Source organism: Brevibacterium sp. HMSC07C04 (assembly GCF_001815905.1).
Classification (GTDB): Bacteria; Actinomycetota; Actinomycetes; order Actinomycetales; family Brevibacteriaceae; genus Brevibacterium.
The window spans coordinates 34,549-59,042 of record NZ_KV823283.1; the positions used below are offsets into that span (position 1 = coordinate 34,549).

Here is a 24,494-nt window from a genome sequence, read left to right on the forward strand (position 1 = left end):
CCGCACTCAGTCCGTGACGAGGCCGTTGTCGACCACGAGGTTCTGCCCTGTGACCGCCCGCGATGCCGGCTGTGCAAAGAACATGGCCGCCGAAGCGAATTCCTCCGGTGTGGTCACGTGCCCCAGAGGCGTTGTTGCTGCGATCGCGTCGAAGACGTCATCCGGGGTGGCAGCCGATGCGTCGGTGGTGCGCAGCAGGCCGCCGGACACCATGTTGACGCGCACGCCCAGCGGACCGAGGTCTTTTGCGAAAGTGCGCGTCAGCGACAGCAGGGCGGCTTTGGCGGCGGTGTAGTCGTGATACGGCACGACGGGGTTTTGGAACAGGTTGGTGCCGATGTTGATGATTCGGCCCGAGCCGATTTCACGGAACCCGTTCATTGCGGCCTGAATGACGTGGACCGCCCCGCTGATGGTGCCGCGGAACTGGTCGTCGAAAGCAGCATAGGAAATCGAGTCAGCGTCAGGGCGCTGGTCGCCGTTGAAGGAGAAGTCCACCAGGGCGTTGTTGACCACGGTGGTTACGGGCCTGCCGAATTCTTCGCGTGCGGCGTCGAACATGGCTTTGACTTCGCGGAAGTCGGTGACATCTGCGCGCACTGCCAGAGCATCGCCGCCTTTCGCCCGAATCTGTTCGGCAAGGCGAGACGCTTGGTCTTCCGAGTTGCGGTAGTTGATGACAACCGCCGCACCTTCGGCATGGAAGGCTTTGACGAGTGCGGCCCCAAGCCCGCGCGCGGCACCGGTGACCAGCACCAGCTGCTCGCGCACGGGCATGGCTGCTGTTGTGTGGGCTTGTGCGTTCGTCATTGAACCTCCCCGGGTATTGACCAGTGTTGGTCAGACTGCGTGGAGTTCCACTTTAACCCGGCTATCAGACCAGACCGATCCACTTCCAGTAGGTTGCGGACAGCAGCAGGACCAGCAGGTATCCGACGATCGTGATCGGGATACCCGATTTGAGGAACTGCTTGGCGGTGAAGGCCCCGGTTCCGTAGGCGAGCATGTTCTGCGGTGCGGAAATGGGAAGCAGGAATCCGAAGCAGATGAGGAACTGCTGGATGATGACGAACCCGATTCCGCCGCTGGCCGCACCCGGGATGGACTGTGCCAGGGCGATGAACACAGGGATGAGCGCGGAGCTGAGCGAGGTAGCTGAAGCAAAGCCCAGGTGGATGAGGATGGTGAAGATGCCCACGAGGGCGATCATGGCGAGCATCGGCATGTCGGTTACGCCCAGGGCCCCGAAGGTCTTCTCTGACAGCCACGTTGCCGCTCCTGTGTTCAGCAGCAGTGAGCCGAGCGAAATGCCGACGGCGAACACGATGAGCGTGCCCCAGTTGATGAGCTTTTCGGCGGTCTTCCAGGAGAACACTCCCACTCGGGGAAGCAGGAGGAAGCCGATGGCGACGATGGTGACGGTTGCCGAGCTGAATGGGTGCAGGACTTCTTCGGTTGCCCACAGGAACAGCAGGCACACAGCGACGATGATCAGGCGGATTTCTTTGCCGGTGATGGGGCCTAGTTCGGCGAGTTCTTTTTCAACTACTGCGCGGCCGCCCTGGATGTGGTCGACTTCGGGTTTGATGACGCGGCGCATGATGAAGAACAGGGCGATGCTCATGAGCACTGACCACGGGGCGGCCCACATGAACCACTGTCCCCACGAAACTGACTGGCCCATGGACGATTCGATGAAGCCGGTTGCCACGAGGTTCTGTGCGGCGGCGGTTTTGATGCCGACGTTCCAGATGGACACTGCTTGGGCTGCGGTGATGATGAGGAGTGCGCCCAGGCGCGAGTTGGTGGGCAGACCGAAGGCTGCGACCATGCCCAGGAGGATCGGCACGACGGCACCGGCGCGAGCTGTTGCGGAGGGGACGAAGAACGCGAGAATCGTTGAGATCACGATCGCGCCGATGAGCACGCTGCTGGTTTTTTCGCCGGCGACTTTCAGCACCATGAGAGCCAAGCGCTTGTGCAGGCCGGTGGCCTGCATTGCGGCAGCCAGGGCGAGCGCTGCGGCGACCAGTGCGACGGCCGCGCTGGAGAAACCGCTCAGGGCCAGTTTGATTGATTCGGTCGTGCCCATCGCTTCGGCAGAATCACCTTCGAGTGCCGGGGCGAAGGACAGCATGACGGTGATGATTCCGACGATCAAGATGGACGAAACCGTGTAGGTGACAGCTTCTGTCACCCACATGACGATGGCGAAGGCCAGCACGGCCAGGCCCATTTTTCCAGCAAGGGTCAGGTCGTCGCCGGTGGGAATGAACAGCACACCGATGAGTGCGGCACAGGCGATGAAGAACCAGACCGGTTTGAGGTTCAGGTGAGCGAGGAAGCCGTCAGGGTGTTTGCTGGAGTCGGCTTCCTGTACCTGAGAGACAACTGCCTTTTCCCGCTTGGCGGATTCGGAATCGCGTGATCGGCGTTCAGCCTGTTTGCGGAGGGGACTCTTGCCTGAGGTGGCCATAGCGTTCCAATCAGTCGGTGTGCTGCGAATTGAGAGGTTCGCTTTCGACGTTACTCCCTGAGCGCAAACGCTGCATGAACTGCCCCCGTTTTGAATTTTCAACCAGCGGCTCGTGCCTGCGGACCACCTGCGACGGCGGATCTTTTAACCGCCGGAAACGGTGCTGGCAGCTTCGCTTTGACTGTGATTTTGACCCGACCGAGATCCGGTCGGGCAATGCAGTCGTCCAATGTGAAGCCGTCAGCTTCGATGAGCTTCTTTGCAACGTCACAGGGCTCGCCTGGCTGAGTTCCCCTTGCGGCGTCCGCTGCAGCCAGGGCCGCGAGGTCGGCGCGGCCATCAGCACGAGCGGACACCAGAAGCACTCTGCCGGTCAGGCCAAGACCGGCTATGAGCACTGCGGCAATACCCATGATGCTGACCGCGATTACGGGCGTCGAACCACGATCTTTCGAACGATTGCGGTCTGTTTGCCGCTTTTGGTGCGCGTTCACTGTGCACCGCCTGGCTGGCTGCCGCTTTCGGTACGCGCTCACTGTGCACCGCCTGGTTGGGTGCCGCTTTCGGTGCGTGCTCTCTGCACCGCTTGGACGTGCGGAATGAACCTGCGCACGGTTTTCGGTGTGGCAATCGTGACGGTCACGGTCGTGTATTCGCCGTCTTTGCCGATTTCGACAGCAGACCCGGGCCCGGCTTTGCTTTCTGCGCTGCGGCGCACTTCTGCGATTGGTTCGCCGCGCGCGGCTTCACGGGCGCCGGCCCGCGCAGCTTCGTAGGATCGAAGCTGCGCAAGACCGAGCGTGCCCACCCCGATGACCATGAGGATGACGAGCACAATGGCCGGCATGATCATGGCGAATTCGGCCGTCACAGCACCGCAGTCCTTTCCAGCGGTCCGCTTTCGGCGAGGAGCGAATGACATACGAGCAGCGCCAGGAACCCCGCTCCCTGAGCGAAACATCGAAGTGGGCACAGCTATCACCCGCCGAGTTTGAGTGCGCTGGTGATGACGCCGGTGATGGCAGCCTGAATGCCGTCGGACTTCAGAACCAGCACCAGAAGTGCCGCGAAACCACACGCAGCAAGCGTTGTGATCGCATATTCGGCGGTTGTTGCTCCCCTGTCCGGTTTGCGCAGCCGGACAGCTTTCTTTTCTTCTTCAATCGGAACGAGTTCCTGAACTTCGTTGTCCATCTTTTTCCTTCCTTTCTTCAGATGGTGCTTCCAGCGTGCGCCCCGGACGCATCCAAAAGAAGAGCGAAGAAAAGCCTGGGGACAACCGCGGAGTTATCCCCAGGCTTAAGAACTGCAGTTCAATAGCTCGTTTTTCGGCACCGTGAACTCAAGCAGCCAACACAGCCCTTCACAGCTGAGTGCAGGCGAAGCTCCGCCGCTGAGTTCGTGTTTCAACCGCGGCGGATCCCATTCGGTTCTGAATGAGCAATCACGTTCAGCCAAAGAGCACCGACATGTCGTCGATGAGGGTGAGCACCACGGGAACAATGCCAAGCAGCACGAACGCCGGCAGAATGCACACGCCCAGCGGAATGACCAGCTGCACTCCCAGCTTCGCCGCCGCCAGGCGCCGGCGTTGGTGTTCGGCCCGCCGCAGGTCATACGCCATGGCAGACAGCAGACCAGACAAAGCCGCACCTGTCTGCGCTGAGAAGCGGATGAGCACAAAGACTTCGTTCAGATGCTCGGCATCGAAGTCGGTCTGCCCGAGTTCGAGCGCCCGGCTCAGAGCACCCAAATCAGACCGATCTCCGCCGGCGGCGGCTGCCAGAGCCAAAGCCCGCTCTATCGGCAGGCCCGCACGAAGACATATGGCGGTCAGCTCAAGATCAAAGGCGAGCGCCTCCAAGTCAGACTCGCCGTGCTCTTTCTTCTGCCTGCTCCGACGCTGCAGCAGGACGGCCAGCCAACCGGCGGAACGCTGCTCTTCACGCGGCTCCTCTTCTGTCCGGCCATCGCGTGCCCTGGATCCAAGCACACGTTTCAAGCGTTCGTCTGAGTCCCCTATCCACAGCCACACGGCGGCCGCAATGAGCACTGCGGCAAACAGCCCGGCCATCACTGCGCCCTTTTCAACATGCGCCGCATCCACAGTCGCCCGACCACCAGCAGCACCGCACCGCTGATGCACGACACGGCACCGGGGACAGAAGCCAAAAGTTCCACCGGATCAGCCCCGATGAGCACTGCCAGGCCCAAAGACATGAGCGGCAGTGCGGTGAGAACCTTCACCGTCGACTGGGGTCCGGCCAGTGCTATGGCCCGCTCCCGTGCCGAATCGGTCTGCATTCGCGCGGTCTTCGCAAACCGCTCCAGCAGATTCGCAGCCGGCGCACCCGCAGACTCCGCAACAAACCACACGGAGGCCATGTGCAGAAGAATGTCCTTTGACAGTGTTGGCAGCCCTTCCGCCTGCGTGGAGAGCGCCTGATGCGCAGCGGTGCCGAGCTCGGCCGAGCGCGCCGCCGTAGCCAAAGCTGTCCGCAGGTCCTCCGGCCCGGGAAGCTTCGCCAGGTGCGCCAACACCGTTGAGGGTGCTGCCCCCACACGCAGCAGCTCAGCAGCGCGGTCGATGACGGCGATTGCGGCAGCCGCATGTTCTTCATCTTCGTTTTCGGATCTGCGAAAACGCCGCACAAAGCTCTTAGCACGCCCCCGTATTCGCCCGCCCGAAACATCTGTGCGATCACCAGCCAGCAGCTTCCGCAGACGCCTTTCGGCAGGGTCCCACATCCACAGCCCGGCCGCCATTGCAGCCAGCACAGCAGCCAAGAGAATCATGACCGCGCCCCCTGTTTCCGCCTAAGCCAGTCAAGAAAGCCCTTCCAGCCCGCGTTCGGACCGCGTTCGGCGCTCCACACTGTCGCCAGTTCTGCCGAGGTGTCGCCAGCTTCCACAGTCCCCGCACCCTGCGTGCGCGGCAAGCTCGGTGCAGGACGGCCGGAGCTTGTGCGCGCGGCGATTTCGGAGAGTCTTCTGTGTCCGTCACGCCCGCGGGTGATGTGCAGGATGACGTCGATCGCGGTCACCGACTGCGAGCGCACTGCCTCCGAAGTCATGCCTGCCAGCGCACCGAGAGCTTCGAGCCGGGCGGGAACCGCGGATGCGGTGTTGGCGTGGATGGTGGCGCACCCGCCTTCGTGGCCGGTGTTGAGAGCCGTGAGCATGTCACGGACCTCCGCGCCCCGGCATTCCCCGATGATGAGTCTGTCCGGCCGCATGCGCAGGGCGTTGCGCACCAGATCGGCCATGGAGACTTCGCCCATGCCTTCGACATTTGCCTGGCGGGCAGCCAACTGCACCACGTGGTCATGGCGGACGTTGAGTTCCCGTGAATCTTCGACGATGACGATCCGCTGGTCTGCGGGAAGCTCTGCAAGAAGCGCTCCCAGAAGAACGGTTTTTCCCGATCCGGTTCCACCGGATATGAGGATATTAGCCCGCACTTCCAACAGCCCCAGCAGAACCTCGGCGATGTCTGCGGGCACAAAATCGCGGGCAATCAGCTCCGCGAGCCTGAAGCCTTTGCTGCGGGGAACGCGGAAGGACATCACGGTGTGCTCACCGGCAAGCGGTGGAATGAGCGCGTTGAGCCGCACTCCGTCCGGCAGGCGGACGTCCACGAGCGGCTGAGAGTCGTCCAGGCGCCTGCCGCCGAGTGCTGCCAAACGCACTGCAAGTGCCCGCACGTCGTCTTCGGTTCCCAGTGACAGGGGAACGCGAGTCAGCCCGCTTCCTCTGTCAATCCAAACGTCTTGGGGGCTGTTGACGAAGACATCGGTCACGTCCGGTTCGTCAAGAAGCGACTGCAGCGGGCCGGCCCCGCCCAGCTGAGCCGAGATGCGGCTGACCAGCTCCAGAAGTTCAGCAGATCCAACCACCCGGCCGCTGCGGGCAAGTGCTGCCGCCACGGACCCGGCGGTTACCGGGCCGGGGTTCTCCAAAAGGTGCGTTCTGACATCGCGGATGAGCTCAGCATCGAGCCACTGGGTTTCCAGAGTCACAGCGGGCTGCCTTCCACGATTCTTTCAGCCAGGCGCCCCACGTGAGTGCGGGCGATCGGCAAGCCTTCACCGCGATCCACGGCTGAAGCCGTCTGGGGGTCGTCCCTGATGATTCCCACCAGCGGAAAGCCGATTGTGTCGGCTACGAGTTCGGGCCGCACACCGCCCCTGCCCGCGTCTCGCACTGCAATGCGCACGGCTGAGTTGACTGCCTCGAGGCGCCTGGCGACCCGCGATGCTGCGACCGCGGCGCGCACCCTGCCGGGCACGACAACGGTGAGTTCACTGCACATGCGGGCCCACTGCACGGGCGCGTGTCGCGGCAGGTCCACGACTACCAGCTCAAATGCCTGCTGTGCAGCCGTCATGACAGCTTCGAAGACGTCGGGTGTGAGCTCCTCTGTTCCCGTGCGGTCCCACGACAGCAGCGCCAGCCCGTCGGTGCGCGGCAGCGAATCCCGCAGAGTGGAAGGACGCAGTCTGCCGCGCGATGCTGCCAGGCTCGGCCAGCGCAGACCGTCTTTGCCCTCCGCACCGAGGACGAGGTCGAGGCCCCCGCCCAGCGGATCGGCGTCGAGCAGCACCGTGTCGATGCCCTGCGCTGCGGCACTGCGTGCAACCGCGCTTGCAAGCACCGAGGTTCCCGCTCCTCCGACCCCGCCGACGAAGCCCCACGTCTGAGCGGGTTCTGCCGGCGGTTCGACGGCGTTGATCATGCGGATGGTGAGCCATTCCGCCCCTGCGGGCAGCACCGCCACGGTGTCTGCTCCCAGGCGCGCTGCGGCTGCCCACACAGCGTTGGACTGCGTCAGCGTCACAAGGACGGTGGGGACATTTCCCACGTCCGGGGCCTCCGTGATGTCGTCGCCGATCAGAACGAGCGCCGCGTCCTGCCAGCCGCCGTTCTCCGGCAGACGGATATCAAGGCCCAGTCCAATGCCGTCTGCAAGCGCGGCACAGTGGTCGATAAGGCTGGGCACTCGGGTGAAGAGCACTACGCGAGGTCGATTCATACCTCAACAATTGCCTTTTCACTCAACGGCGAAAACGCTCCGCATGGCCCTGTTGACAAGCGGCTGGCTGTCCACAGTCCACAGCACACAAGTCACAGTCGCGCCCCACAGTGCCCGCAAAAGTTCAGCGCGCGCCAAAAGCCCGCCCACCCCAACCCCACACCAGCGAATCAATATATTGCCATTCGTTTATATATCTGCGAGAATGGAGCCACCAAGCCGGTCATATCCGGCGCAGACAGCACATGCGCACACCCAGCGCAGAACACAAGGAGAACATCATGGCTGCAGGCTGCGAAGCTCACCACACCAAAGACGAACACACCCACGGCCCCAACTGCGGTCACGAAGCCGTCCAGCACGGCGACCACGTTGACTACGTGCACGACGGCCACCGCCACGCAGAACACGGTGACCACTACGACGAGTGCGCGGCCTGAATCTGACCGCACTCACACTGTCAGCTGACTGACCGCACCAGCTCACTCGAGCCACGACAAAGGCCGAGGCGGAACTTCCTATAGGGGTTCCGCCTCGGCCTTTGCTGTGGCTCGCGGCTGCTCTCAGGTGCGCGGAATGCGCCCGGCTTGCACGCTCTGGCAGATCTGAACGCCTTCGCCGACGCCCTTTTCCACAGCTTCGGCATTCATAGTGATCCAGCCGATGACGTCCCGCCCGCTGGTGTAGGCAGCACCGGCTTCGCCATAGCCTGCTGCGTCAGACAGCAGAGCGGCTTCCGGCACCGCAACGCCCGTGATGTCGACGCCAGAAGACACCATGTGAATGCGAAACAGCGCCCGGGCAATGAGTCCGTTGCCGATCACAAAGGGGCGCATCGCCAGGATCTCCCCGTGCAGAATGCACGCAACGACGAAGCCGGGAAGGCTCTCATCCTGCAGCAGAGCTTCGAGGTCGGCCAGACGCTGCTGGACTTCGTCCGGGCTCGGTGCCGAGGGCAGTCCGCCCATGTCTCCGGGTTCTTCCCCGGCACGGCGCGGCCTGCCCAGCTGATCGTCCTCGGCCAAACCTGCTCCGCCTGCCAGGCTCAGCCTGGCCAGGTGCCCCATGAAGCCGGACCGCAGAGCATCCGGGGTCTGCGACAGTTCGTCTGCGACGGCTGCCACGCGAACCGCCGCAGTCAGCTGCACGCCCGACATGTCGTCAGTCACTTCGCGCCCAGCGCCGATGACTTCGCGCACATAGTTCAGCGGATACCTGGCACCTTCCAAAGCCGCTGAGGTGCGGGCCGCCCGAACGGTCGCTTCGGCGCGGCATTCGGCCATTCGCTTGCGCAGCGCGTTGTGCCAGCGTAGCTGAGTGCAGGCGGTGCGAACGCGTTCGATGGCATCCTCCACCGTCGGCACCTGCGCCAATGAGCGCAGGGCCTGTGAAAGGTCAGTCATCAGCCGCGTTCGACTCCGTGGACATTGCGCAGCTCGCCGATCCGACCGTCTTCGCTCTGCACCGTGAACGTATCGCCGTTGTCGGCAAGCGCCAGAATCCACTTGCCGGGTTCCAGCTGGAAAACCGGCTGGCCGGATGCTTCGACGGCCGTTCGCGGTTCTGGAACCGCGAACCAGAAGGGCTCACGCTGCGGGTGGGCGTGCTTTGGCTGCCTCTGTTCAGGCTGCGGCTGCTCCGGCTGGGGCGCCTCCGACTGGGCCTGCCTTAGACGCCTGCGCTCCGGCAGGGGCTGGTCGGGCTGGAACGGCTGGTCCGACTGAATCGGGCGGTCAGGCTGCGGCTGCTCCGGCTGGTCGTGTTGGATCGGCTCAAGCCGCTGGGTCTGCTCCAGTCCATGGTCAAGGGCCGAGGTGCCACTGACCATAGTCGCGTCCTCTTCAAAAGCGCTTTCTTCCGAGGCGGCGCGATGGACTTCGCGCTCCTGGCGGCTATCGCGCGAGGCCACGTTGGGTTCGATGCCCCCGGTGGGATTTTCAGCAGCCGAGGCAACAGTTTCCGAAGGGGCAGGTGCGGGGTTTTCCTGAACGGCCTCTGTGCCGTGGGCCGACGGCTGTGAATAAGCTCCGACCTGGCCGGCGTCCCACTGTGCTCCCAGTGCAGCGCCGCCTTGGTTCGGTTCGGGCTGAACGGGCTCAGACTGAGCAGACTCGGGCTGAGCGGGCTGGGGTTCAACGAAACCAGGCTGCATCGGGCCGCTGTGTGCCTGACCCGGCTGCCCCGGCTGACCCGCCTGGTTCGGCTCATCTGCCTGGCCCGGGTGCCCACCCTGACTCGGGTGGCCAGCCTGACCCAGCTGCCCCGCCTGGCTCGGGTGGCCAGTCTGACTCGGGTGGCCGGGAGCAGGCCATCCCTGAGCGTAGCCGGTATGGGCCGGGCCGCTCTGGACCATGCCGGGATGGCCGGGTGCCGACTGCACGGGACCGGGCTGCACAGCCGGCGCCTGCACCGGAGCACGGCGTACGGGGCGAGCCTTCGGGTGTGCGGGAACAGACTCGCGAGCTTCGAATTCGTCCGCTCCGAGTGCCGGAATCACGGTGAAGACTGCGGCGAATGCCGCAAGCCCAGCACCGATGAGCCCAATGAAGGCACCCCACGACGGGTTAGCGAACGGGAACAGGTGAATGAACCGCACAAACTGCACCGCGGCACCGGTGGCTGCCAGGACCGTGACGAACTGGTCCGGGCTGAACGATCCGATGTTCTGCGGGAACGAGCGAACCGTCTTGTTGAGAACCCCGATGAGACCAGCGGCGAGAATGGGCAGAACCCCGAGCATGAGAACGCCGGTGCCGTGAATATTGAACGACCACAGCCACCCGTAGGAGCCATCGCCGTAGTACGCGTCCGACCACCTGTACTGGGGCAGGAATACAGAGACGAAAACCAGAAAGGCACCGGAGGCCAGAAGAATTTCGCGGAGCCCGAATGCGGAGTCCTGTTTGCTGGGCTGAGCCGGAGGAAAGCTGCCAACTGTGCCGGGCATGGAGCCTACCATCGTGCCGGGAGCTGCGCCCGCCGGCGGGTTCTGCCCCGAACCGTGCGGCGGTCCCTGGGTAAAGGCCTGGGGACTTGCACCGTAGGGCTGCCCCTGGCTGAACGCAGACTGCGCGCTCTGCGCGTCCTGCTGGCCGTAGTGGGGACCGGGCTGCGAGAAGCCGCCTGGATAGTATGGCTGACTGCCAGATGGACTGCTCATGCTCATTGACTCCTTAATTCGCGTTTAGACGGCAAGCCTGCAAACCGGGCGGGCCCCATCAGTACACACCGGCTATGTTTTCACACGGTTCCACTGCGTGCACTGCAGAACACCCAATAACCGCCTGCGAATCGCGTCACGTGCGGTTCGCACTTTTGCAGTGGTTACAGCAGGAGTAGTGTGAAGAATGCAGTGACCCGCGTGCGCAGTGAAGCTCACAGGGTCGGGACTCACCGACGAAACGAGGATGTTTTGGCAGACGAGAACACACAGAGCCTGCTGCGAGAAAACCGCACCTTCGCTCCCCCGCAGGCATTTGCAGACCAGGCCAACGGAACCGAAGACCTCTACCGGCGCGCAGAAGCCGATCGCCTGGGATTCTGGGCTGACCAGGCGCGCGAACTCCTCACGTGGCACAAGGACTTTACGGAAGTCCTCGACTGGACCAACCCGCCCTTTGCCAAGTGGTTCCAGGACGGCGAGCTCAATATCGCCTACAACTGTGTTGACCGACACGTAGAAGCCGGCAACGGCGACCGTGTGGCTCTACACTTTGTCGGCGAACCCGGAGACACTCAGGACATCACCTACGCGGAGCTGTCACGCCGGGTCAACCAGACCGCAAACGCTCTGACAGAACTGGGAGTCAGCCGCGGAGACCGCGTGGCCCTCTACATGCCGATGATTCCCGAAGCGGTCATCTCGATGCTCGCCTGCGCTCGTCTGGGCGCTGCACACTCAGTTGTGTTCGGCGGTTTCAGCCCCGATGCCCTGCACTCGCGCATTATGGATGCGCAAGCGGAAGTCGTCATCACCGCCGACGGAGGTTTCCGCCGCGGCAAGCCGTCTGACCTCAAAGCGACGGTCGACGAGGCCCTGAGCCACGGCGACACCCCTGTTCGCCACGTGCTGGTGGCAAAGCGCACCGGCGAAGACGCCCATATGGTCGACGGGCGCGACCAGTACTTCCACGATGTCGTCGACCGCCAGTCCGCTGACCACACCCCCGAGTTCTTCCCGGCCGAACAGCCGCTGTTCATCCTCTACACCTCGGGAACCACAGGAAAGCCCAAGGGCATTCTCCACACCTCCGGCGGCTACCTCACCCAGGCGGCCTACACCATGAAGTACGTGTTCGATGCCAAGCCGGAAACCGATGTCTTCTGGTGCACCGCCGATGTCGGCTGGATCACGGGGCACACCTACATCGCCTACGGGCCGCTGGCTATGGGCATGACGGAGGTCATCTACGAGGGCACTCCCGACAGCCCGCACCGGGGCCGCTGGTGGGAGATCGTCGAAAAGTACGGGGTGACCCAGCTATACGCCGCCCCGACTGCCATCCGCACGTTCATGAAGTGGGGTGAGGAGATCCCGGCGGAGCACGACCTTTCGTCGCTGCGACTGCTGGGCTCCGTCGGCGAACCCATCAACCCGGAAGCGTGGATGTGGTACCACCGGGTGATCGGCGGCGAGAAGTGCCCGATTGTCGACACCTGGTGGCAGACCGAGAACGGGGCGAACATGATCGCTCCCCTGCCCGGCGTGGTTTCCACCAAACCGGGCTCAGCACAGCGTCCGCTGCCGGGCATCAGCGTCGACGTCGTCGATGACACCGGTGAGCACATCGGCCGCAACCAGGCAGGCTACCTTGTCATCACCGAACCGTGGCCGTCTATGCTGCGCGGTGTCTACGGCGATGACCAGCGCTACAAAGACACGTACTGGTCGCGTTTTGAAAACATGTACTTCGCCGGTGACGGCGCCCGTTTCGATGACGATGGGGACATCTGGTTCCTCGGCCGCGTTGACGATGTCATGAACGTGTCCGGCCACCGCCTGTCGACCGCTGAAATCGAATCCGCCCTGGTGTCCCACGACGCCGTTGCCGAAGCCGCCGTCGTCGGTGCCGATGACCCGACCTCCGGCCAGGCGGTCATGGCGTTTGTCATCACCCGCGGCGACTTCGCCGACAGCGACGGAGCAGAAGAACAGCTGCGCCAGCACGTGGGACGCGAAATCGGGCCGATCGCAAAACCCAAGCACATCTACTTCGTTGACGACCTGCCCAAGACCCGCTCCGGCAAGATCGTCCGCCGACTGCTGAAGAACCTCGCCGAGCGCAAAGACGGAGGAGACTCTTCGACACTGGCAGACGCTTCCGTTATGACCAGCATCCAAGCGGCCGTCGACCGAGCGCATAACTCCTGATCAAGGCTGCGGCACAGGCGCCTCGGGAAAGACGGGGCCCATCCCCCCCTCCCGAGGCGCCTGTGAGCACGGCCTCATCCTCACCTTTCGTTGGTGCTGATGAACTGTTCGCACTAGTATCGAGACAAAGGCGTGCATTTTCTAGGAGGCAACGACCCATGTCTGATCGGTCCATTGCGCAAATCGTGCGGGACATCTCCGCCGACACAAAGGCTCTGGCAGAAGAAGAAGCCGCGCTGGCCAAGCAGGAGATCAAAGAGGGTTCCGTCAAACTCGGCACCGCGATCGGTCTGACCGTCGTCGGCCTGGGCATCCTCATCATGTCCCTGTTCGTCCTGACCGCGTTCTTCGTTGCTGTCTTCCACGACTTCGCAGGTTGGGGCTGGTGGGCCAGCACCCTCATTGTGTTCGGCATCTACGTCGTGATCGCCTCGGTCCTCGTGGCGATTGCCGTGCCGCTGTTCAAGAAGGGCAACCCCACGCCGACTCGTGCGACTGACCGCGGCAAGTCGGTCATCGCCGCAGTCAAGACTGCGCTGACCAACCCGTCCGGTCCGCGCGTGTAGGCGGCTGAAACCCGAACCTAAAGGGGGGGCTGGCTCATATGAACCAGCCCCCCCCTTTGCGTGCGTGGCGAGCACCGCTTTTCACCTGCGGTTGGTGTTCGGTGAGCTCAGATGTCGATGTGCAGGCGGTTAGTCCGATCCCATTCCCGCGACCATCCAAGGGCTTCAAACGCACTGTCGAGCAGCCCGGCGGTGAACCCCCAAGAGCGCAGAACTCCGGCATCGAAAACAGGTGAGTGCCATCCGGTTTTCGGCACCTTGAACACTCCGCGGTTCGCAGGTGCCACAAGGTCGGCTACAGGCACCCGGTGCACGGAAGACGATTCCGCCCGGTCTACCGCCCGCAGCACCTGCCGACCGTCCCATGCGGCGATCACCGGCGTCACACTGTGCCGACTGACGGGAACCCACAGTGAAGGCCACGTGCCGATCACATTCACTCGAGCAGGGTCGACCCCCGTTTCCTCCCGCGCTTCCCGCAGTGCCGCATCGACTGCCGTTGCGTCCTCGGGATCTCTGCGGCCGCCTGGAAACGCCACCTGACCGGGATGATTGCGCAGAGTATCGGCGCGCTTGAGCAGCACCACGTCAACGTCCGCGAAATCACCCAAGCGGTCCTGTTCGCGCAGTCCGGCCTCTGTGCGCGGCTGGGTCCCGCGGCCAAACAGCATGAGAACAGCCGCCGGGCGCACAGAGTCGTCCTCTTTCGGTCTGCGGTGGTGAATCCAGTGATCGGAAATGTCCGACTGCGCCAAATCGCTCAGCGCCGCAACGAGGCCGGCGTCGCTCACAGCTGCCATCCGCCCTGTGGAACCTCCAGACCGTAGGCGAGCTTCGCCTCGGCTTCGGCAGGATCAAGCGGGCCCGTTCCGTAGCTGGGACACAGGCGGGCAATCGGGCACACACCGCAGGCCGGTCCTCGCGAGTGGCAGATGCGCCGCCCCAAGAAGATCAGCCTGTGAGAAACCATCGTCAGATCAGACTTCTTGTACAGGGGCAGCAGGTCGGCTTCCACTTTGTCGGGGTTTTCTTCGCTTGTGAATCCCAGCCGCCTGGCCAAACGCCCCACGTGAGTGTCGATCGTCAGCCCGGGAGTGGAAAAGGCATTGCCGAGCACCACGTTTGCCGTCTTCACCCCAACCCCGGGCAGCCGAACCAGAGCCGCCTGGTCAGCAGGCACCTCGCCGGCGTGTTCCTCAACAAGCTGCTCCGCCAGGGCGATGATGTTCTTGGCCTTCGACCGGAAGAAGCCCGTGGGGCGGATGATCTCCTCCACGTCCTCCAGGTGCGCCTGCGCAAGCGTCGTCGCATCCGGGTATGCGGCAAATAGCTCCGGTGTCACCTGGTTGACCCGAACGTCCGTAGTCTGTGCCGACAGCACCGTGGCTATCAGCAGTTCGAAAGCATTGCGAAAGTCCAGTTCCGCACGCGCGTCCGGGAAGACCTTTTGCAGCATCCTGTCGATCTTGCGCGCCCTGCGGACTCTGCCCAACCGGGTTTCCTCAGCAAAGCGACGCTGACTGCGCTCAAGCACGCTGTTGTGTGCCACACCCACTCCTTTATCTGCTGGTCAGCATAGAACACAGACACTGTGCTCCACCCGCAGAGCATTGCTACGATTGACCTGTATCACATTGCGGCAGGATTTCAATGGGCCGAAGGACCCCGTCGCAGAACAGCAACCTGGAGGTACAGACGTGGATATCGAAGTCGTCCGCAGTGCGGCACTGTTCGCAGGACTCGATGACGAAGCGACGAACGCGCTTGTCAAATACATGAAGCCGCGCAGCCTGCGCCGTACCGCCGTGCTCTTCCACGAAGGAGACTCCGGGGACGAGCTCTACATCGTGTCCTCCGGCAAACTCAAGGTCGGCCGCGAATCCGAAGACGGGCGCGAAAGCCTCCTGTCAGTTGTCGGTCCTGGTGAAATCATCGGTGAGCTCGCACTCTTCGATCCGGGCCCGCGCTCCTCGACCGTCACTGCGGTCAGCCAGACGGAACTGCTCAGTCTTAAACACGACGACCTCATTGCGTGGCTCGAAGATCGTCCGCAGGCGGCAATGAACCTGCTGCGGGCACTCGCTCAGCGTCTGCGCCGCACCAACGAAACCGTCGGCGACCTCGTGTTCTCGGATGTTCCCGGCCGTGTTGCCAAGGCCCTGCTGGACCTCAACCGCCGCTTCGGCCGTCCCGCTCCGGACGGCAGCCTGGTGCAGCACGACCTCACGCAGGAAGAACTCGCCCAGCTTGTCGGCGCATCGCGCGAAACCGTCAACAAGGCCCTGGCAGACTTCGCACAGCGCGGCTGGATTCGACTCGAAGCTCGTGCCGTCGTCATCCTCGACATGGACCGCCTGCACAATCGCGCCCACTGATCCGCGGGCCGTCAACGCCTCAGCCGTGCTTCTGCACGTACTCCAGCTGCGCGGCGACAATCGTGTTGACCGTCTGCCGCATGTCCTGCGGCGCGGTCGCGTACACGATCCGGCCGACGGCCTCGGTCAGTTCATGTTCGGGTGAGATTTCCAGCCCGTCCAGCTGTGCGCCCTGTTCTGCCAGCGCAGCCCGCACTTCGTCCAGCCGCTCGCGGCGGTGCGAAATGTAGTAGTCCAGCACTTCGGCCGGATTGGCTATGGACTCTCCGTGGGCTGGCTGGATTTCGGTGATGCGGCCCTGCTCCACCATGCTGCGCAGGCGTGCGAGAGAATCAAGATACTTTTCGACCGAACCGTCACCGTGCATGATCACAGTTGTTCCGCGTCCCAGCACCGTGTCTCCAGAGAACAGCACGGTGCCCGCCAGCACGCTGATCGAATCGAGCGTGTGTCCGGGGGTTGACACCAGCCGGATGCGGTCGGTTTCCGCGGGGCCGAATTCGAGGACCGCATTGTCGCCGCTGAGGTCTTCGTGTTCCAGCGGAGGAACAAAACGGGCGAATGCGCTGTCGACTGCGAATACAGGAGTCTGCGGCGCCCATTCGTCAACTGTTTTGAGCAGATCCGAATGGTCCCAGTGGTGGTGTGTGAGAACGATTCCGCGCAGTTCACGATCCCCGACGAGTTCACTGAGCGCTCCCAGGTGTTCGTCCAGCTGGGGGCCGGGGTCGATGATGACTGCGGCGCTATCGTCAGCGGTGAACAGCACGTAGCTGTTCGTGCCGTCGAGTGTCATGGGGCTGGGGTTGTCTGCTGTACGGCGGGCAAAACGAGGTGCCGGGTGCTGTTCGTTTGTCATCATTCTTCTTCCGGTGGTTCGCTTTCTGATTCCGACAGCGTTGTCGGGTCTTCTTCTTCGTTTTCGGTTGTCAGCTGAGACAGTTCGTCGATGGCATGGTCGGTCTGGTGCTCGATGCTGATGTGCCATTCGCCTCGGTGCTGCAGGACGGTCGGCTGCAGTGGGCGAAGATCGCGAATCTTGAGCATACTGGCAGCAGCGCTGGGAACCGTGCGCAGAGATTCCAGGACCAAGCGTGTTGACACGCTGATGAACTGGGCGGAAGCACCGTGGCCCTCTTCCCACAGATCGACCGCATCGAGGATCTCCTGCGGGGTCATCCACCCGCCCCACGACTGATTGATCGACACGAAGTCAACGTGCTGACCGGGTGGGACCACGCACACAAAGTACACGGTGTCATAGCGGCGCAGCTGCCACGGCGTGTTGACCCAGCGCATCCACGGTTTGATGAGGTCGGGACGGAACTCCACGTCGCGGCTGCGAAGCACCGAAGGGAAGGACACCTGGTGATCACGCAGCTTCTTGCCAGCAGTTTTGAGGAACTGCGGTTCAATGTCTGTTACCACCCGCAGGTCATGGCCCTCGGCCAGGGCGATGCCCATGTTCTGCAGAGCCAATCTGCCCGCGGCGGCGAAGAAGGCGACGGCTCGGCCCGATCTGTTCAGCCGCAGCGCCCGGGCACAGCGGTCCGAAGTCCAGTCGCCCATGGACAGCTGCCGTGAGTCCTCTGGTCGAACAGCGCTGAAGGGGAAGGCAAACCTGTTGCGGTCGCTGACACCGGGCTGATCGGCCTGACGGGTGATGAACACCTCGAGGCCCTTGTCGGAATCACGCACCAGCACCAGACAGACTGCGCGCCGCGGGTAGTCGGGGTTGGGCTGCATATCCGCCGAGCGAAAAAGCTCAACTGTGCGCACCAACTCGCTGGAGGCGCGAATCAGGCGGGTGGGTCTGTTCGACCCACCCGCCTGGAGACTGAGCGCAGATTTCTGCGCCCGCTGTGCGTCAGTCGCGGACGCGGAAGATGAATTCAATCTCGACGCAGGTACCCTTGGGCAGGGCGTTGGTGCCCAGTGCCGAGCGTGCGTGCTGGCCGGCTTCGCCGAAGATGTCGGCGAGGAAGTCCGAAGCGCCGTTGATCACTTCGGGCTGCTGCTTGAAGTCATCGGTGCTTGTGACGAATCCGTTGACCTTGACCACGCGTTCGATCTTGTCGAGGTCGCCGATGACGCTCTTGGCTGCGGCGAGTGCGTTGAGCACCGAGTAGCGTGCGGATTCCTGGGCCTGTTCAACGCTTACGTTGTCGCCGAGGCGGCCCGGGTTGGCAAGCTCGCCGTCGCGAAACGGCAGCTGACCGGACGTGAACACGAGGTCACCCGACTTCACGGCGGGCAGGTAGGAACCGGCCGGCGCTGCCAACTGCGGCAGCGGGAAGCCGAGTTCGTTGAGGCGGTCTTCGATCTTTGACATATCAGCCTTTCGGACGCTTCATGTAGGCAACGAGTCCCCCGTTGCCCTGGGGACCTTCCACTACCTGGACGAGCTCGTAGCCGTCCTCACCCCACAGATCCAGAATCTGTTTGGTGTTGTGGATCATGAGAGGAACAGTGACGTACTCCCACTTCTGCATTTTCTCCCCCCTTCGGTGGACAGAGTTCATTGTACGAGCCGCTGACGCGGCAGGTGGTGCCTGCGTCACAGTCGACCCGGCAGAGCGTCAGTCGTCGGACTCTTCGTCTTTTTCCGGTTCCTTGACGCTGTTGCCGACGGGACCGCCAAGGCCCTTGTTGCTGTCGACGATCTTGACTGCTTGGCTCATGTAGTTCTGCCACGTTGCACCGGAATAGGTGGCACCGTAGACGCGGCCGCGGACCACGCCCTTGCCGTTCCTGCGCCAGTCACGCGAACCGTTCGGGTCACCCGTCCAGACGGCAGTGGACATCTGGGACGTGAATCCCGCAAGCCACGTGGATCCGACTTCGAAGTTGGTGGTTCCCGTCTTCGCTCCGGCCGGAGCCCCGATCTTCAGTCGCGAGGTGGTTCCGCCGTTGAAGGTCTGCGACAGTGCGTAGGACACATTCTGGGCGACGTCTTTGTCCAGTGCTCGGTGGCAGTCAGGGTCAGGGATCTTGACCTTCTTGCCGTTGCCGTCCTTAATCGATTCGATCGGAGTCGGCGTGCACAGGATGCCGCCGGCGGCGAACACCGAGTAGGCGTTGGCCATGTCAATGGGAGCAACCTGGACGATGCCGAGCACCGATGAAGGCAGGAGTGCTTCGACCACTCCCAGCTGCTCATGGACCGTCTCCAGCGACTGGCCGTTGCCGTATTTGATGCCCAGTGATTCGGCGGTCTTCATAATGCCGCACATGTTCAGCTGATTGGCCATCGAGGCGTAGGCCGTGTTGACGGAGTTCTTCGTGGCCGCAAGCGCGGTCATCTGTTCGTTGCCCTTTGAGTCGCCGGCGTTGTTCGGCGACCAGTTCGAGCCGTACCCCTTACAGCCGCGGTATTTCCACGAGTTCGCCGGGAACGTTCGCTTCGCAGCGCTGACTGAGGTGTTGAGGCTTTTGCCCTCTTTCAGCCATTCCGCGAGCACGAAGGGCTTCCACGTCGAGCCCACCTGGAAGCCGCTGGCTCCGTTGTATGCTTTCTGCACGTTGAAGTTGATTGCGGTGTCGGTGTTCTTCTTGCCCTCTGTGACGGAATAGTTGCGGTTCTGCGTCATGGCAAGGACTTTTCCGGTGCCGGGTTCGACCGTCACGACCGAATGACCAGCACCCGATGGGTCGCCGACCGGCACGCGCTTCTTGACGGAGCTGAACGCAGCTTTCTGCAGTTTGGGGTTGATGGTGGTTTGGATAGTCAGACCGCCGCGCTGCAGAAGATCGCGCCGCTCTTCCTTGGTTTCGCCGAACGCCTTGTTGTTTTCGATGTACGCCTGGACGTAGTCGCAGAAGAAGCCCATGTCGCCTGCACCCATGCAGCCGTTCGACGTTTTGGTGATTTTAAGGTCAAGGTCGGTCTTCTTGGCGTCTTCGTATTCTTTGTCCGAGACCTTGCCCAGCTGGTGCATGCGGGACAGAACAACGTTGCGCCGCTCAAGCGCGTTCTCCGGGAAGCGCTCGGGGTTGAAGGCGCTGGGGTTCTTCACAATGCCGGCCAAAGTTGCAGCCTGAGCGTGGTTGAGCTTTGACGCGGGAATCGACCAGTAGTGCTGCGCAGCCGCTTCGACACCGTAGACATTCGGGGATCCCGAATAGTTGTTGATGTTCATGTAGCGGTTGAGAATCTCTCCTTTTTCGTACTTCTTCTCGACCGCAACCGCCAGCTTCGCTTCGCGCAGCTTACGGGCGTAGCCGGCCATACCCGAGGCTTCCTTGGCGGCTTCCACGCCTTCCTTATCTGCGTCCGCGTGGGCGTTTTCGGCAAGCACGTTCTTCACGTACTGCTGGGTCAGAGTCGATCCGCCCTGCTTGGAAGACGACACGAGGTTGTGCACGAGAGCACGACCAATGCCCTGGAAGTCAACGCCGCCGTGATCGAAGAAACGGTAGTCTTCGATGGCAATCGTGGCATCCTGCATGGGTTTGGAGATCTTATCCAGCGGAACTTCTTTGCGGTTGAGCCAGTAGAAGCTGGCGATCTGCTTGCCGTCGGAATCGAGCATGCGAGACTGTTCAGCCAGCGGCCTTTCGTCAAGCTGCGCGGGCAGGGCGTTGAACACCTGGAGAGCGTTGTTCGCACCAATAGACGCCACACCCACCGATGGGATCGCTAAGCCTGCGCCCACGATTCCGGCAACGACGCTGACGGCAATGAACTGCATCCACGCCGATAGAGTCGAAGGCGCAGCCGCTGATTCTGAAGACACCATGCCCAACATCGTACAGGCGCCGCCTGATGGAGGCACACAGGACAAGACTCCGCTGAGCCAGACCGGTCAGCGTTCAACAAGCTCCAGTACAGACACCTCGGGGCGGCAGAACAACCGCACCGGCGCCATCGGGGCCACTCCAACCCCCGCGGTCACGTTGACGAGTGCCGGGCCCCGACGAAACAGACCGCGAGCTTCGCTGCGCGGACGGTCGCAGTTGGTGGCCGGTGCCCCGTAGAACGGCACGCGGATCTGCCCGCCGTGCGTATGCCCGGCAGCAATCAGCTGCGCGCCCGCACCTGCAAGACGATCGAGCACGCGCGAATACGGGGCGTGGGTCACTCCGATTCTGACTTCCGAATCATCGGGAAAAGCAGAGGCTTCGGGCGCATCGGCCTTCATGTGCGCATCACCGAGACCAGACAGGCCGACCCGCGTGCCGTTGATGTCAAAAGCGGCGCTTCGGTTGTCCAGCTGCACCCACCCGCGCTGCTCAAACGCATCCACCAGCCCGCGCGCATCCAAGTCAGGCGGGTTGCTGTGGGCCTTTGCCACGTTCGAAGGCCCCAGAAGATAGCGAGCGGGGTTTTTGACTTTCGGCCCCCAGAAGTCATTCGATCCCAGAACAAACGCACCGGGGACATCCAGCAGATCATCGAGGCTCTCAAGCACCGTCGATTTGGTCTGCCCTCCGTAGTTATCGCCGGTGTTGAGAACAAAATCCGGCTGCAGGGTGTCCGCCAGACTGCGCACCCACTGCGGTTTGCGCTTCTGCCAGGCCGTTTGGTGGAGATCCGAAATGTGCAGAATCCGCACGGGCGCGCGGCCCGGCGGCAGGACCGCGATTCTTTCGCGGCGCACCGTGAACAGGTTCGGTTCGACAAGCACACCGTAGGCTGCGGTCGCCACAGCAGCGACGGTCAGCCCCAGTGCCGCGCGGCTAAGAGGGCGGGCAGCAGAACAAGTCATAGTGCCGAAGTCTAGTCGCCCGCTGCGGCTTTCGGATCCTGCGCGAGGTGAGGGTGCTTGTCGAGGTCTCCCAGACGACGGTTGCGCGCCTCAAGCTGATGGTTGGTGCGGTACCCGCCGATGATCCGGGCAATGACGTAGAAGAGAAAGCTGATGGTCGTCACGAACGGGCTGATGGGCACAACCGGCGACCCCAGGGCGATGAGGATTCCGCCGACCGAGGACGTCACGGCAAAGACAACCGACAGGACGGGAACGACGATGGGGTGGGATGACAGCTGCATGGCCGCCGCGGCTGGGGTGACCAGCAGAGCCATGACCAGAAGCACTCCGACCACCTGCACGGACAGGGCAACTGCAAGTCCGAGGGTCACCATGAACACGATTGTCAGCATGCCGGTGGGAACGCCTTTTGCCTTGGCGATCTCGGGATCGACTGATGCGAATTGCAGCGGCCGCCAGATGACGAAGATGACGGCCAGCACAACACCTGCGCACACCATGAGCAGCTTTGTCTGGCTTGGGCTGATGGCGACGATCTGCCCGGTCAGCAGACCGAATTTGTTGGCTGAGCGCCCGTCGTACAGTGCCAGAAACAGGATTCCCAAGCCGATGCCGAACGGCATGAGCACACCGATCATCGAGTTCGCCTCGGAAGACCGTATGCTGCCGACGCCGATGATGAGCGCAACCAGAAGCGAGCCGATGATCGAACCGTACACAACGTCATAGCCGACGAACAGGGCAAATGCAGCCCCGGCAAAGGAGAGCTCGGCAATGCCGTGCACGGCCAAGGCGATGTCGCGCATTTTGACGAACACGGAGACAACACCGCCGACGACTCCCAAAAGCGCTGCGGCGATAATCGAGTTCGACAGCAGCGACAGCAGTTCGCCGTAGTCTTCGAAGGTGAAGAGGCTGCTCACAGTTCGGTCTCCTCCGGGTGATGATGATCTGCTTCGGTGCCGACGACAACCAGCTGACCGCCGACGGTCACCACCTCGATCCGCGTGCCGAACAGGGAGCTCAGCGCTTCAGAGGTCAGCACTTCGTCCGGGGTGCCCACCAGGAAATGGCCGCCGGCAATGTAGAGGACCCGGTCCACGTACTTCAGAATCGGGTTGATTTCGTGGGTGACGAACAGAATAGCCATATTCCGTTCGCGTCGTTTCTCATCCAGCAGGCGAGCAACCAGGTGCTGATGGTTGATGTCGAGGCTCAACAGCGGTTCATCGCACAGCAGCAGCTTGGGATCGCTGGCAAGCGCTTGGGCCAGCCGCAGTCGCTGCAGTTCACCGCCGGAGAGGATGCCTACGGGGCTGTCGGCAAAACCAGTCGCCCCAACCTGGTCTAGAAGTTCGTCAACCCGTCGTTCCTTTTTCCGGCTGGGCAGGCCGAAGCCGAAACGGTGCCCGTCGATTCCAAAGCGAACCAGGTCGCGGGCCCGCAGCGGAGTGTCACGGTCGACACCCCGCTGCTGGGGCACGTAGCCGACATCCGCGTCGCCGCGGTATGCCGCGTGGCCGTTGACTTCAACGGTTCCCTCATACAGCCGGTACTGGCCGAGCAGTGTTTTCAGCAGCGAAGTTTTGCCCGTGCCGTTGGGTCCGAGCACGGCAATGAACTCACCGGGCTCAACATCAATGGACAGGTGGTGCCACAGCACCCTTTCGCCGAAGCGAAGCTGGCCGTCTGCAATCGACAGTGCGGGACTGTTAATGGGGGAACACGTCCTTTCGAGGGCTAGAGCTGATCAGCCTTTGAGGGCTTTGTCGACGTCGTCGATGTGCGATCCCATCCAGTCGACGTAGGTTTCGCCCTCGTTGAGAGTTTCGGGTAGTTCTACCACCGGCACTTCGGCGTCGTCAGCGGCCTTGCGCAGGCTTTCAGCCTGCTCGTTCACTGCCTGCGGGTTGAAGCCGAGGACTGCGACCTCCTTTTTCTTGATCTGGTCCTGGGCCTGCTTGAGAACCACGGGGGCCGCGTCCGATCCTGCTTCTACTGCCGACAGGAACTTCTGCGGTGTGGTGGTCTCCAGTCCGAGGTCTTCGAACAGCCACAGTGCAACGGGTTCAGTTGCAGCACTCTTCTTGCCTTTGCCTGCTTTCTTGACTTCGTCAGCCTTCTTCATCAGACCGTCGAGCTCACCCTGAAGCTTATCGGCGTTCTCTTCATAAGCCGCCTTGTTGTCAGGATCTTCTTCAGACAGGGTGTCTTCGATCGAGTCGACGACGTTCTTCATGGCACTAACGGAGTACCAGATGTGTTCGTTGAACGCACCGTGGTCGTGGTGGTCGTGGCCCTCTTCGCCGTGATCATGGTCGTGACCTTCTTCACCGTGGTCATGGTCATGGCCCTCGTCACCGTGGTCGTGGTCGTGACTTTCTTCGCCGTGGTCATGGTCGTGACCTTCTTCACCGTGGTCATGGTCATGGCCCTCGTCACCGTGGTCATGGTCGTGCGGCTCGTTGGCGAAGTTCTCTTCGGCACCGGGCAGCTCTGAGACTTCGACGCCGTTGACCACCTTCGGGTCCTTGTCTGCTGCTTCGAGCATGGTCGTCATGAACGCGTCGTAACCGCCGCCGTTGACGATCACGACATCGGCCTTCGACAGTTTGAGCTGGTCGTTCGACGTCGCTTCGTAGTCGTGGGGGTCTTTCGACGCGTCCGAAATGATGGGTTCGACATCCGCCGCGTCACCGGCTACCTGAGCCGCGAGGTCCGCGTAGACATTCGTCGAGGTGACAACATTGAGCTTGTCGCCGGAGCCTTCCGATTGGGCTTCGCCTGCCCCGCAGCCGGCCAGAACCAGGCCAGCAGCTGCGGTGAAAGCTGCAATCCGTGCAGACTTCATAAGGGTGCAACTCCTTCACATAGGTGCAAACCACCCCAATGTAGGTTTCGCTCACCAGCATCTACCAATAGACATATGCCTACGCGGACATGCAAAAGCGGGTGGCGGCGGT

At 62.6% G+C, this 24,494-nt stretch carries 26 protein-coding genes; 4 read left to right on the forward strand and 22 right to left on the reverse strand.

Translation table 11 applies throughout. The annotated features are described in order from the left end of the window. Positions 1 to 6: 6 nt before the first annotated feature. From HMPREF3162_RS10200 to ssd, 9 genes are all read right to left on the reverse strand, one after another. Positions 7 to 810, reverse strand: coding sequence for a 3-oxoacyl-ACP reductase (locus HMPREF3162_RS10200; RefSeq protein WP_226829247.1), 804 nt, complete (start codon positions 808 to 810; stop codon positions 7 to 9). Between the two features lie 64 nt (positions 811 to 874). Further along, positions 875 to 2,476: a DASS family sodium-coupled anion symporter gene (locus HMPREF3162_RS10205; protein WP_070573171.1), complete on the reverse strand. Its 1,602-nt coding sequence runs from the start codon at positions 2,474 to 2,476 to the stop codon at positions 875 to 877. 98 nt (positions 2,477 to 2,574) lie between these two features. Then, positions 2,575 to 3,012 (reverse strand): Rv3654c family TadE-like protein, encoded by a 438-nt coding sequence (locus HMPREF3162_RS10210; RefSeq protein WP_371089273.1) that lies wholly within the window; start codon positions 3,010 to 3,012, stop codon positions 2,575 to 2,577. After that, entirely contained in the window at positions 3,009 to 3,347 is a 339-nt protein-coding gene (locus HMPREF3162_RS10215; protein WP_256278252.1) for a TadE family type IV pilus minor pilin, read from the reverse strand. Before HMPREF3162_RS10215 ends, HMPREF3162_RS10210 begins: the two co-directional genes overlap by 4 nt. 107 nt (positions 3,348 to 3,454) lie before the next feature. Next, complete coding sequence (locus HMPREF3162_RS10220; protein WP_083304056.1) at positions 3,455 to 3,670, reverse strand: DUF4244 domain-containing protein; 216 nt, start codon at positions 3,668 to 3,670, stop codon at positions 3,455 to 3,457. 256 nt (positions 3,671 to 3,926) lie between these two features. Further along, positions 3,927 to 4,550, reverse strand: a complete 624-nt coding sequence (locus HMPREF3162_RS10225; protein WP_070573165.1) for a type II secretion system F family protein — start codon at positions 4,548 to 4,550, stop codon at positions 3,927 to 3,929. Continuing rightward, a complete protein-coding gene (locus tag HMPREF3162_RS10230) occupies positions 4,550 to 5,272 on the reverse strand; it encodes a type II secretion system F family protein (protein ID WP_070573163.1) in 723 nt (240 codons plus the stop codon). The genes HMPREF3162_RS10225 and HMPREF3162_RS10230 overlap by 1 nt, the downstream gene beginning before the upstream one ends. After that, positions 5,269 to 6,495 (reverse strand): TadA family conjugal transfer-associated ATPase, encoded by a 1,227-nt coding sequence (locus HMPREF3162_RS10235; protein ID WP_070573160.1) that lies wholly within the window; start codon positions 6,493 to 6,495, stop codon positions 5,269 to 5,271. Before HMPREF3162_RS10235 ends, HMPREF3162_RS10230 begins: the two co-directional genes overlap by 4 nt. After that, complete coding sequence (gene ssd, locus HMPREF3162_RS10240) at positions 6,492 to 7,508, reverse strand: septum site-determining protein Ssd (protein ID WP_070573158.1); 1,017 nt, start codon at positions 7,506 to 7,508, stop codon at positions 6,492 to 6,494. Before ssd ends, HMPREF3162_RS10235 begins: the two co-directional genes overlap by 4 nt. 281 nt (positions 7,509 to 7,789) lie before the next feature. Between ssd and HMPREF3162_RS10245 the strand changes: the two genes are divergently transcribed. Further along, positions 7,790 to 7,948 (forward strand): zinc transporter permease, encoded by a 159-nt coding sequence (locus HMPREF3162_RS10245; protein WP_070573469.1) that lies wholly within the window; start codon positions 7,790 to 7,792, stop codon positions 7,946 to 7,948. Between the two features lie 123 nt (positions 7,949 to 8,071). Here the strand turns inward: HMPREF3162_RS10245 and HMPREF3162_RS10250 are convergent, their stop codons facing one another. Together HMPREF3162_RS10250 and HMPREF3162_RS10255 are read right to left on the reverse strand one after the other, a co-directional pair. Beyond that, positions 8,072 to 8,911 (reverse strand): Fic family protein, encoded by an 840-nt coding sequence (locus HMPREF3162_RS10250; RefSeq protein ID WP_070573156.1) that lies wholly within the window; start codon positions 8,909 to 8,911, stop codon positions 8,072 to 8,074. Beyond that, positions 8,911 to 10,668, reverse strand: coding sequence for a DMT family transporter (locus HMPREF3162_RS10255; protein ID WP_141750144.1), 1,758 nt, complete (start codon positions 10,666 to 10,668; stop codon positions 8,911 to 8,913). Before HMPREF3162_RS10255 ends, HMPREF3162_RS10250 begins: the two co-directional genes overlap by 1 nt. A gap of 252 nt (positions 10,669 to 10,920) precedes the next feature. On the opposite strand from HMPREF3162_RS10255, the gene acs reads away from it, so the two are divergent. Together acs and HMPREF3162_RS10265 are read left to right on the forward strand one after the other, a co-directional pair. Further along, positions 10,921 to 12,879: an acetate--CoA ligase gene (gene acs / locus HMPREF3162_RS10260; RefSeq protein WP_070777784.1), complete on the forward strand. Its 1,959-nt coding sequence runs from the start codon at positions 10,921 to 10,923 to the stop codon at positions 12,877 to 12,879. Between the two features lie 158 nt (positions 12,880 to 13,037). Beyond that, the gene (locus HMPREF3162_RS10265; protein WP_070777749.1) at positions 13,038 to 13,445 is read left to right on the forward strand and encodes a phage holin family protein; all 408 of its coding nucleotides are present in this window, start codon (positions 13,038 to 13,040) and stop codon (positions 13,443 to 13,445) included. A gap of 107 nt (positions 13,446 to 13,552) precedes the next feature. Here HMPREF3162_RS10265 and HMPREF3162_RS10270 read toward each other — a convergent pair whose 3' ends face one another. Together HMPREF3162_RS10270 and nth are read right to left on the reverse strand one after the other, a co-directional pair. Continuing rightward, a complete protein-coding gene (locus tag HMPREF3162_RS10270; RefSeq protein WP_070777750.1) occupies positions 13,553 to 14,245 on the reverse strand; it encodes an NUDIX hydrolase in 693 nt (230 codons plus the stop codon). After that, entirely contained in the window at positions 14,233 to 14,994 is a 762-nt protein-coding gene (gene nth, locus HMPREF3162_RS10275; protein WP_070777751.1) for an endonuclease III, read from the reverse strand. The genes HMPREF3162_RS10270 and nth overlap by 13 nt, the downstream gene beginning before the upstream one ends. Before the next feature lie 148 nt (positions 14,995 to 15,142). On the opposite strand from nth, the gene HMPREF3162_RS10280 reads away from it, so the two are divergent. Further along, positions 15,143 to 15,820: a Crp/Fnr family transcriptional regulator gene (locus HMPREF3162_RS10280; protein WP_070573140.1), complete on the forward strand. Its 678-nt coding sequence runs from the start codon at positions 15,143 to 15,145 to the stop codon at positions 15,818 to 15,820. Between the two features lie 19 nt (positions 15,821 to 15,839). Here HMPREF3162_RS10280 and HMPREF3162_RS10285 read toward each other — a convergent pair whose 3' ends face one another. The 9 genes from HMPREF3162_RS10285 to HMPREF3162_RS10320 all read right to left on the reverse strand — a co-directional run bounded on the left by HMPREF3162_RS10285 (position 15,840) and on the right by HMPREF3162_RS10320 (position 24,382). Next, positions 15,840 to 16,679 carry an MBL fold metallo-hydrolase gene (locus tag HMPREF3162_RS10285; RefSeq protein ID WP_176747350.1) on the reverse strand — a complete coding sequence of 280 codons (840 nt, stop codon included), beginning with the start codon at positions 16,677 to 16,679 and terminating at the stop codon, positions 15,840 to 15,842. Then, positions 16,679 to 17,566, reverse strand: coding sequence for an NUDIX hydrolase (locus tag HMPREF3162_RS11825; protein ID WP_176745867.1), 888 nt, complete (start codon positions 17,564 to 17,566; stop codon positions 16,679 to 16,681). The genes HMPREF3162_RS10285 and HMPREF3162_RS11825 overlap by 1 nt, the downstream gene beginning before the upstream one ends. A gap of 121 nt (positions 17,567 to 17,687) precedes the next feature. Further along, positions 17,688 to 18,152: a RidA family protein gene (locus tag HMPREF3162_RS10295; RefSeq protein WP_070573134.1), complete on the reverse strand. Its 465-nt coding sequence runs from the start codon at positions 18,150 to 18,152 to the stop codon at positions 17,688 to 17,690. 1 nt (position 18,153) lies between these two features. Beyond that, on the reverse strand, positions 18,154 to 18,312 hold the full coding sequence (locus tag HMPREF3162_RS11830) for a Sp36 family protein (protein ID WP_019174463.1): 159 nt from the start codon (positions 18,310 to 18,312) through the stop codon (positions 18,154 to 18,156). An 87-nt stretch (positions 18,313 to 18,399) separates the two neighbouring features. After that, the gene (locus HMPREF3162_RS10300; RefSeq protein ID WP_256282714.1) at positions 18,400 to 20,559 is read right to left on the reverse strand and encodes a transglycosylase domain-containing protein; all 2,160 of its coding nucleotides are present in this window, start codon (positions 20,557 to 20,559) and stop codon (positions 18,400 to 18,402) included. 66 nt (positions 20,560 to 20,625) lie between these two features. Next, positions 20,626 to 21,528 carry a metallophosphoesterase gene (locus tag HMPREF3162_RS10305; protein WP_070777754.1) on the reverse strand — a complete coding sequence of 301 codons (903 nt, stop codon included), beginning with the start codon at positions 21,526 to 21,528 and terminating at the stop codon, positions 20,626 to 20,628. A gap of 11 nt (positions 21,529 to 21,539) precedes the next feature. Continuing rightward, the gene (locus tag HMPREF3162_RS10310; protein ID WP_070777755.1) at positions 21,540 to 22,454 is read right to left on the reverse strand and encodes a metal ABC transporter permease; all 915 of its coding nucleotides are present in this window, start codon (positions 22,452 to 22,454) and stop codon (positions 21,540 to 21,542) included. Beyond that, the gene (locus HMPREF3162_RS10315; RefSeq protein WP_083304054.1) at positions 22,451 to 23,194 is read right to left on the reverse strand and encodes a metal ABC transporter ATP-binding protein; all 744 of its coding nucleotides are present in this window, start codon (positions 23,192 to 23,194) and stop codon (positions 22,451 to 22,453) included. Before HMPREF3162_RS10315 ends, HMPREF3162_RS10310 begins: the two co-directional genes overlap by 4 nt. Before the next feature lie 87 nt (positions 23,195 to 23,281). Further along, entirely contained in the window at positions 23,282 to 24,382 is a 1,101-nt protein-coding gene (locus HMPREF3162_RS10320) for a metal ABC transporter solute-binding protein, Zn/Mn family (RefSeq protein WP_070777756.1), read from the reverse strand. Positions 24,383 to 24,494 lie beyond the last annotated feature (112 nt).

Excerpts from the sequence above, each read along its gene's own strand:
- HMPREF3162_RS10200 (WP_226829247.1), bottom strand. The coding sequence starts at position 810 with ATGACGAACGCACAAGCCCACACAACAGCAGCCATGCCCGTGCGCGAG.
- HMPREF3162_RS10205 (WP_070573171.1), bottom strand. The coding sequence starts at position 2,476 with ATGGCCACCTCAGGCAAGAGTCCCCTCCGCAAACAGGCTGAACGCCGA.
- HMPREF3162_RS10220 (WP_083304056.1), bottom strand. The coding sequence starts at position 3,670 with ATGGACAACGAAGTTCAGGAACTCGTTCCGATTGAAGAAGAAAAGAAA.
- HMPREF3162_RS10225 (WP_070573165.1), bottom strand. The coding sequence starts at position 4,550 with ATGGCCGGGCTGTTTGCCGCAGTGCTCATTGCGGCCGCCGTGTGGCTG.
- HMPREF3162_RS10230 (WP_070573163.1), bottom strand. The coding sequence starts at position 5,272 with ATGATTCTCTTGGCTGCTGTGCTGGCTGCAATGGCGGCCGGGCTGTGG.
- ssd (WP_070573158.1), bottom strand. The coding sequence starts at position 7,508 with ATGAATCGACCTCGCGTAGTGCTCTTCACCCGAGTGCCCAGCCTTATC.
- HMPREF3162_RS10245 (WP_070573469.1), top strand. The coding sequence starts at position 7,790 with ATGGCTGCAGGCTGCGAAGCTCACCACACCAAAGACGAACACACCCAC.
- HMPREF3162_RS10250 (WP_070573156.1), bottom strand. The coding sequence starts at position 8,911 with ATGACTGACCTTTCACAGGCCCTGCGCTCATTGGCGCAGGTGCCGACG.
- HMPREF3162_RS10255 (WP_141750144.1), bottom strand. The coding sequence starts at position 10,668 with ATGAGCAGTCCATCTGGCAGTCAGCCATACTATCCAGGCGGCTTCTCG.
- HMPREF3162_RS10265 (WP_070777749.1), top strand. The coding sequence starts at position 13,038 with ATGTCTGATCGGTCCATTGCGCAAATCGTGCGGGACATCTCCGCCGAC.
- HMPREF3162_RS10270 (WP_070777750.1), bottom strand. The coding sequence starts at position 14,245 with ATGGCAGCTGTGAGCGACGCCGGCCTCGTTGCGGCGCTGAGCGATTTG.
- HMPREF3162_RS10285 (WP_176747350.1), bottom strand. The coding sequence starts at position 16,679 with ATGACAAACGAACAGCACCCGGCACCTCGTTTTGCCCGCCGTACAGCA.
- HMPREF3162_RS11825 (WP_176745867.1), bottom strand. The coding sequence starts at position 17,566 with ATGCAGCCCAACCCCGACTACCCGCGGCGCGCAGTCTGTCTGGTGCTG.
- HMPREF3162_RS10295 (WP_070573134.1), bottom strand. The coding sequence starts at position 18,152 with ATGTCAAAGATCGAAGACCGCCTCAACGAACTCGGCTTCCCGCTGCCG.
- HMPREF3162_RS11830 (WP_019174463.1), bottom strand. The coding sequence starts at position 18,312 with ATGCAGAAGTGGGAGTACGTCACTGTTCCTCTCATGATCCACAACACC.
- HMPREF3162_RS10300 (WP_256282714.1), bottom strand. The coding sequence starts at position 20,559 with ATGGTGTCTTCAGAATCAGCGGCTGCGCCTTCGACTCTATCGGCGTGG.
- HMPREF3162_RS10305 (WP_070777754.1), bottom strand. The coding sequence starts at position 21,528 with ATGACTTGTTCTGCTGCCCGCCCTCTTAGCCGCGCGGCACTGGGGCTG.
- HMPREF3162_RS10320 (WP_070777756.1), bottom strand. The coding sequence starts at position 24,382 with ATGAAGTCTGCACGGATTGCAGCTTTCACCGCAGCTGCTGGCCTGGTT.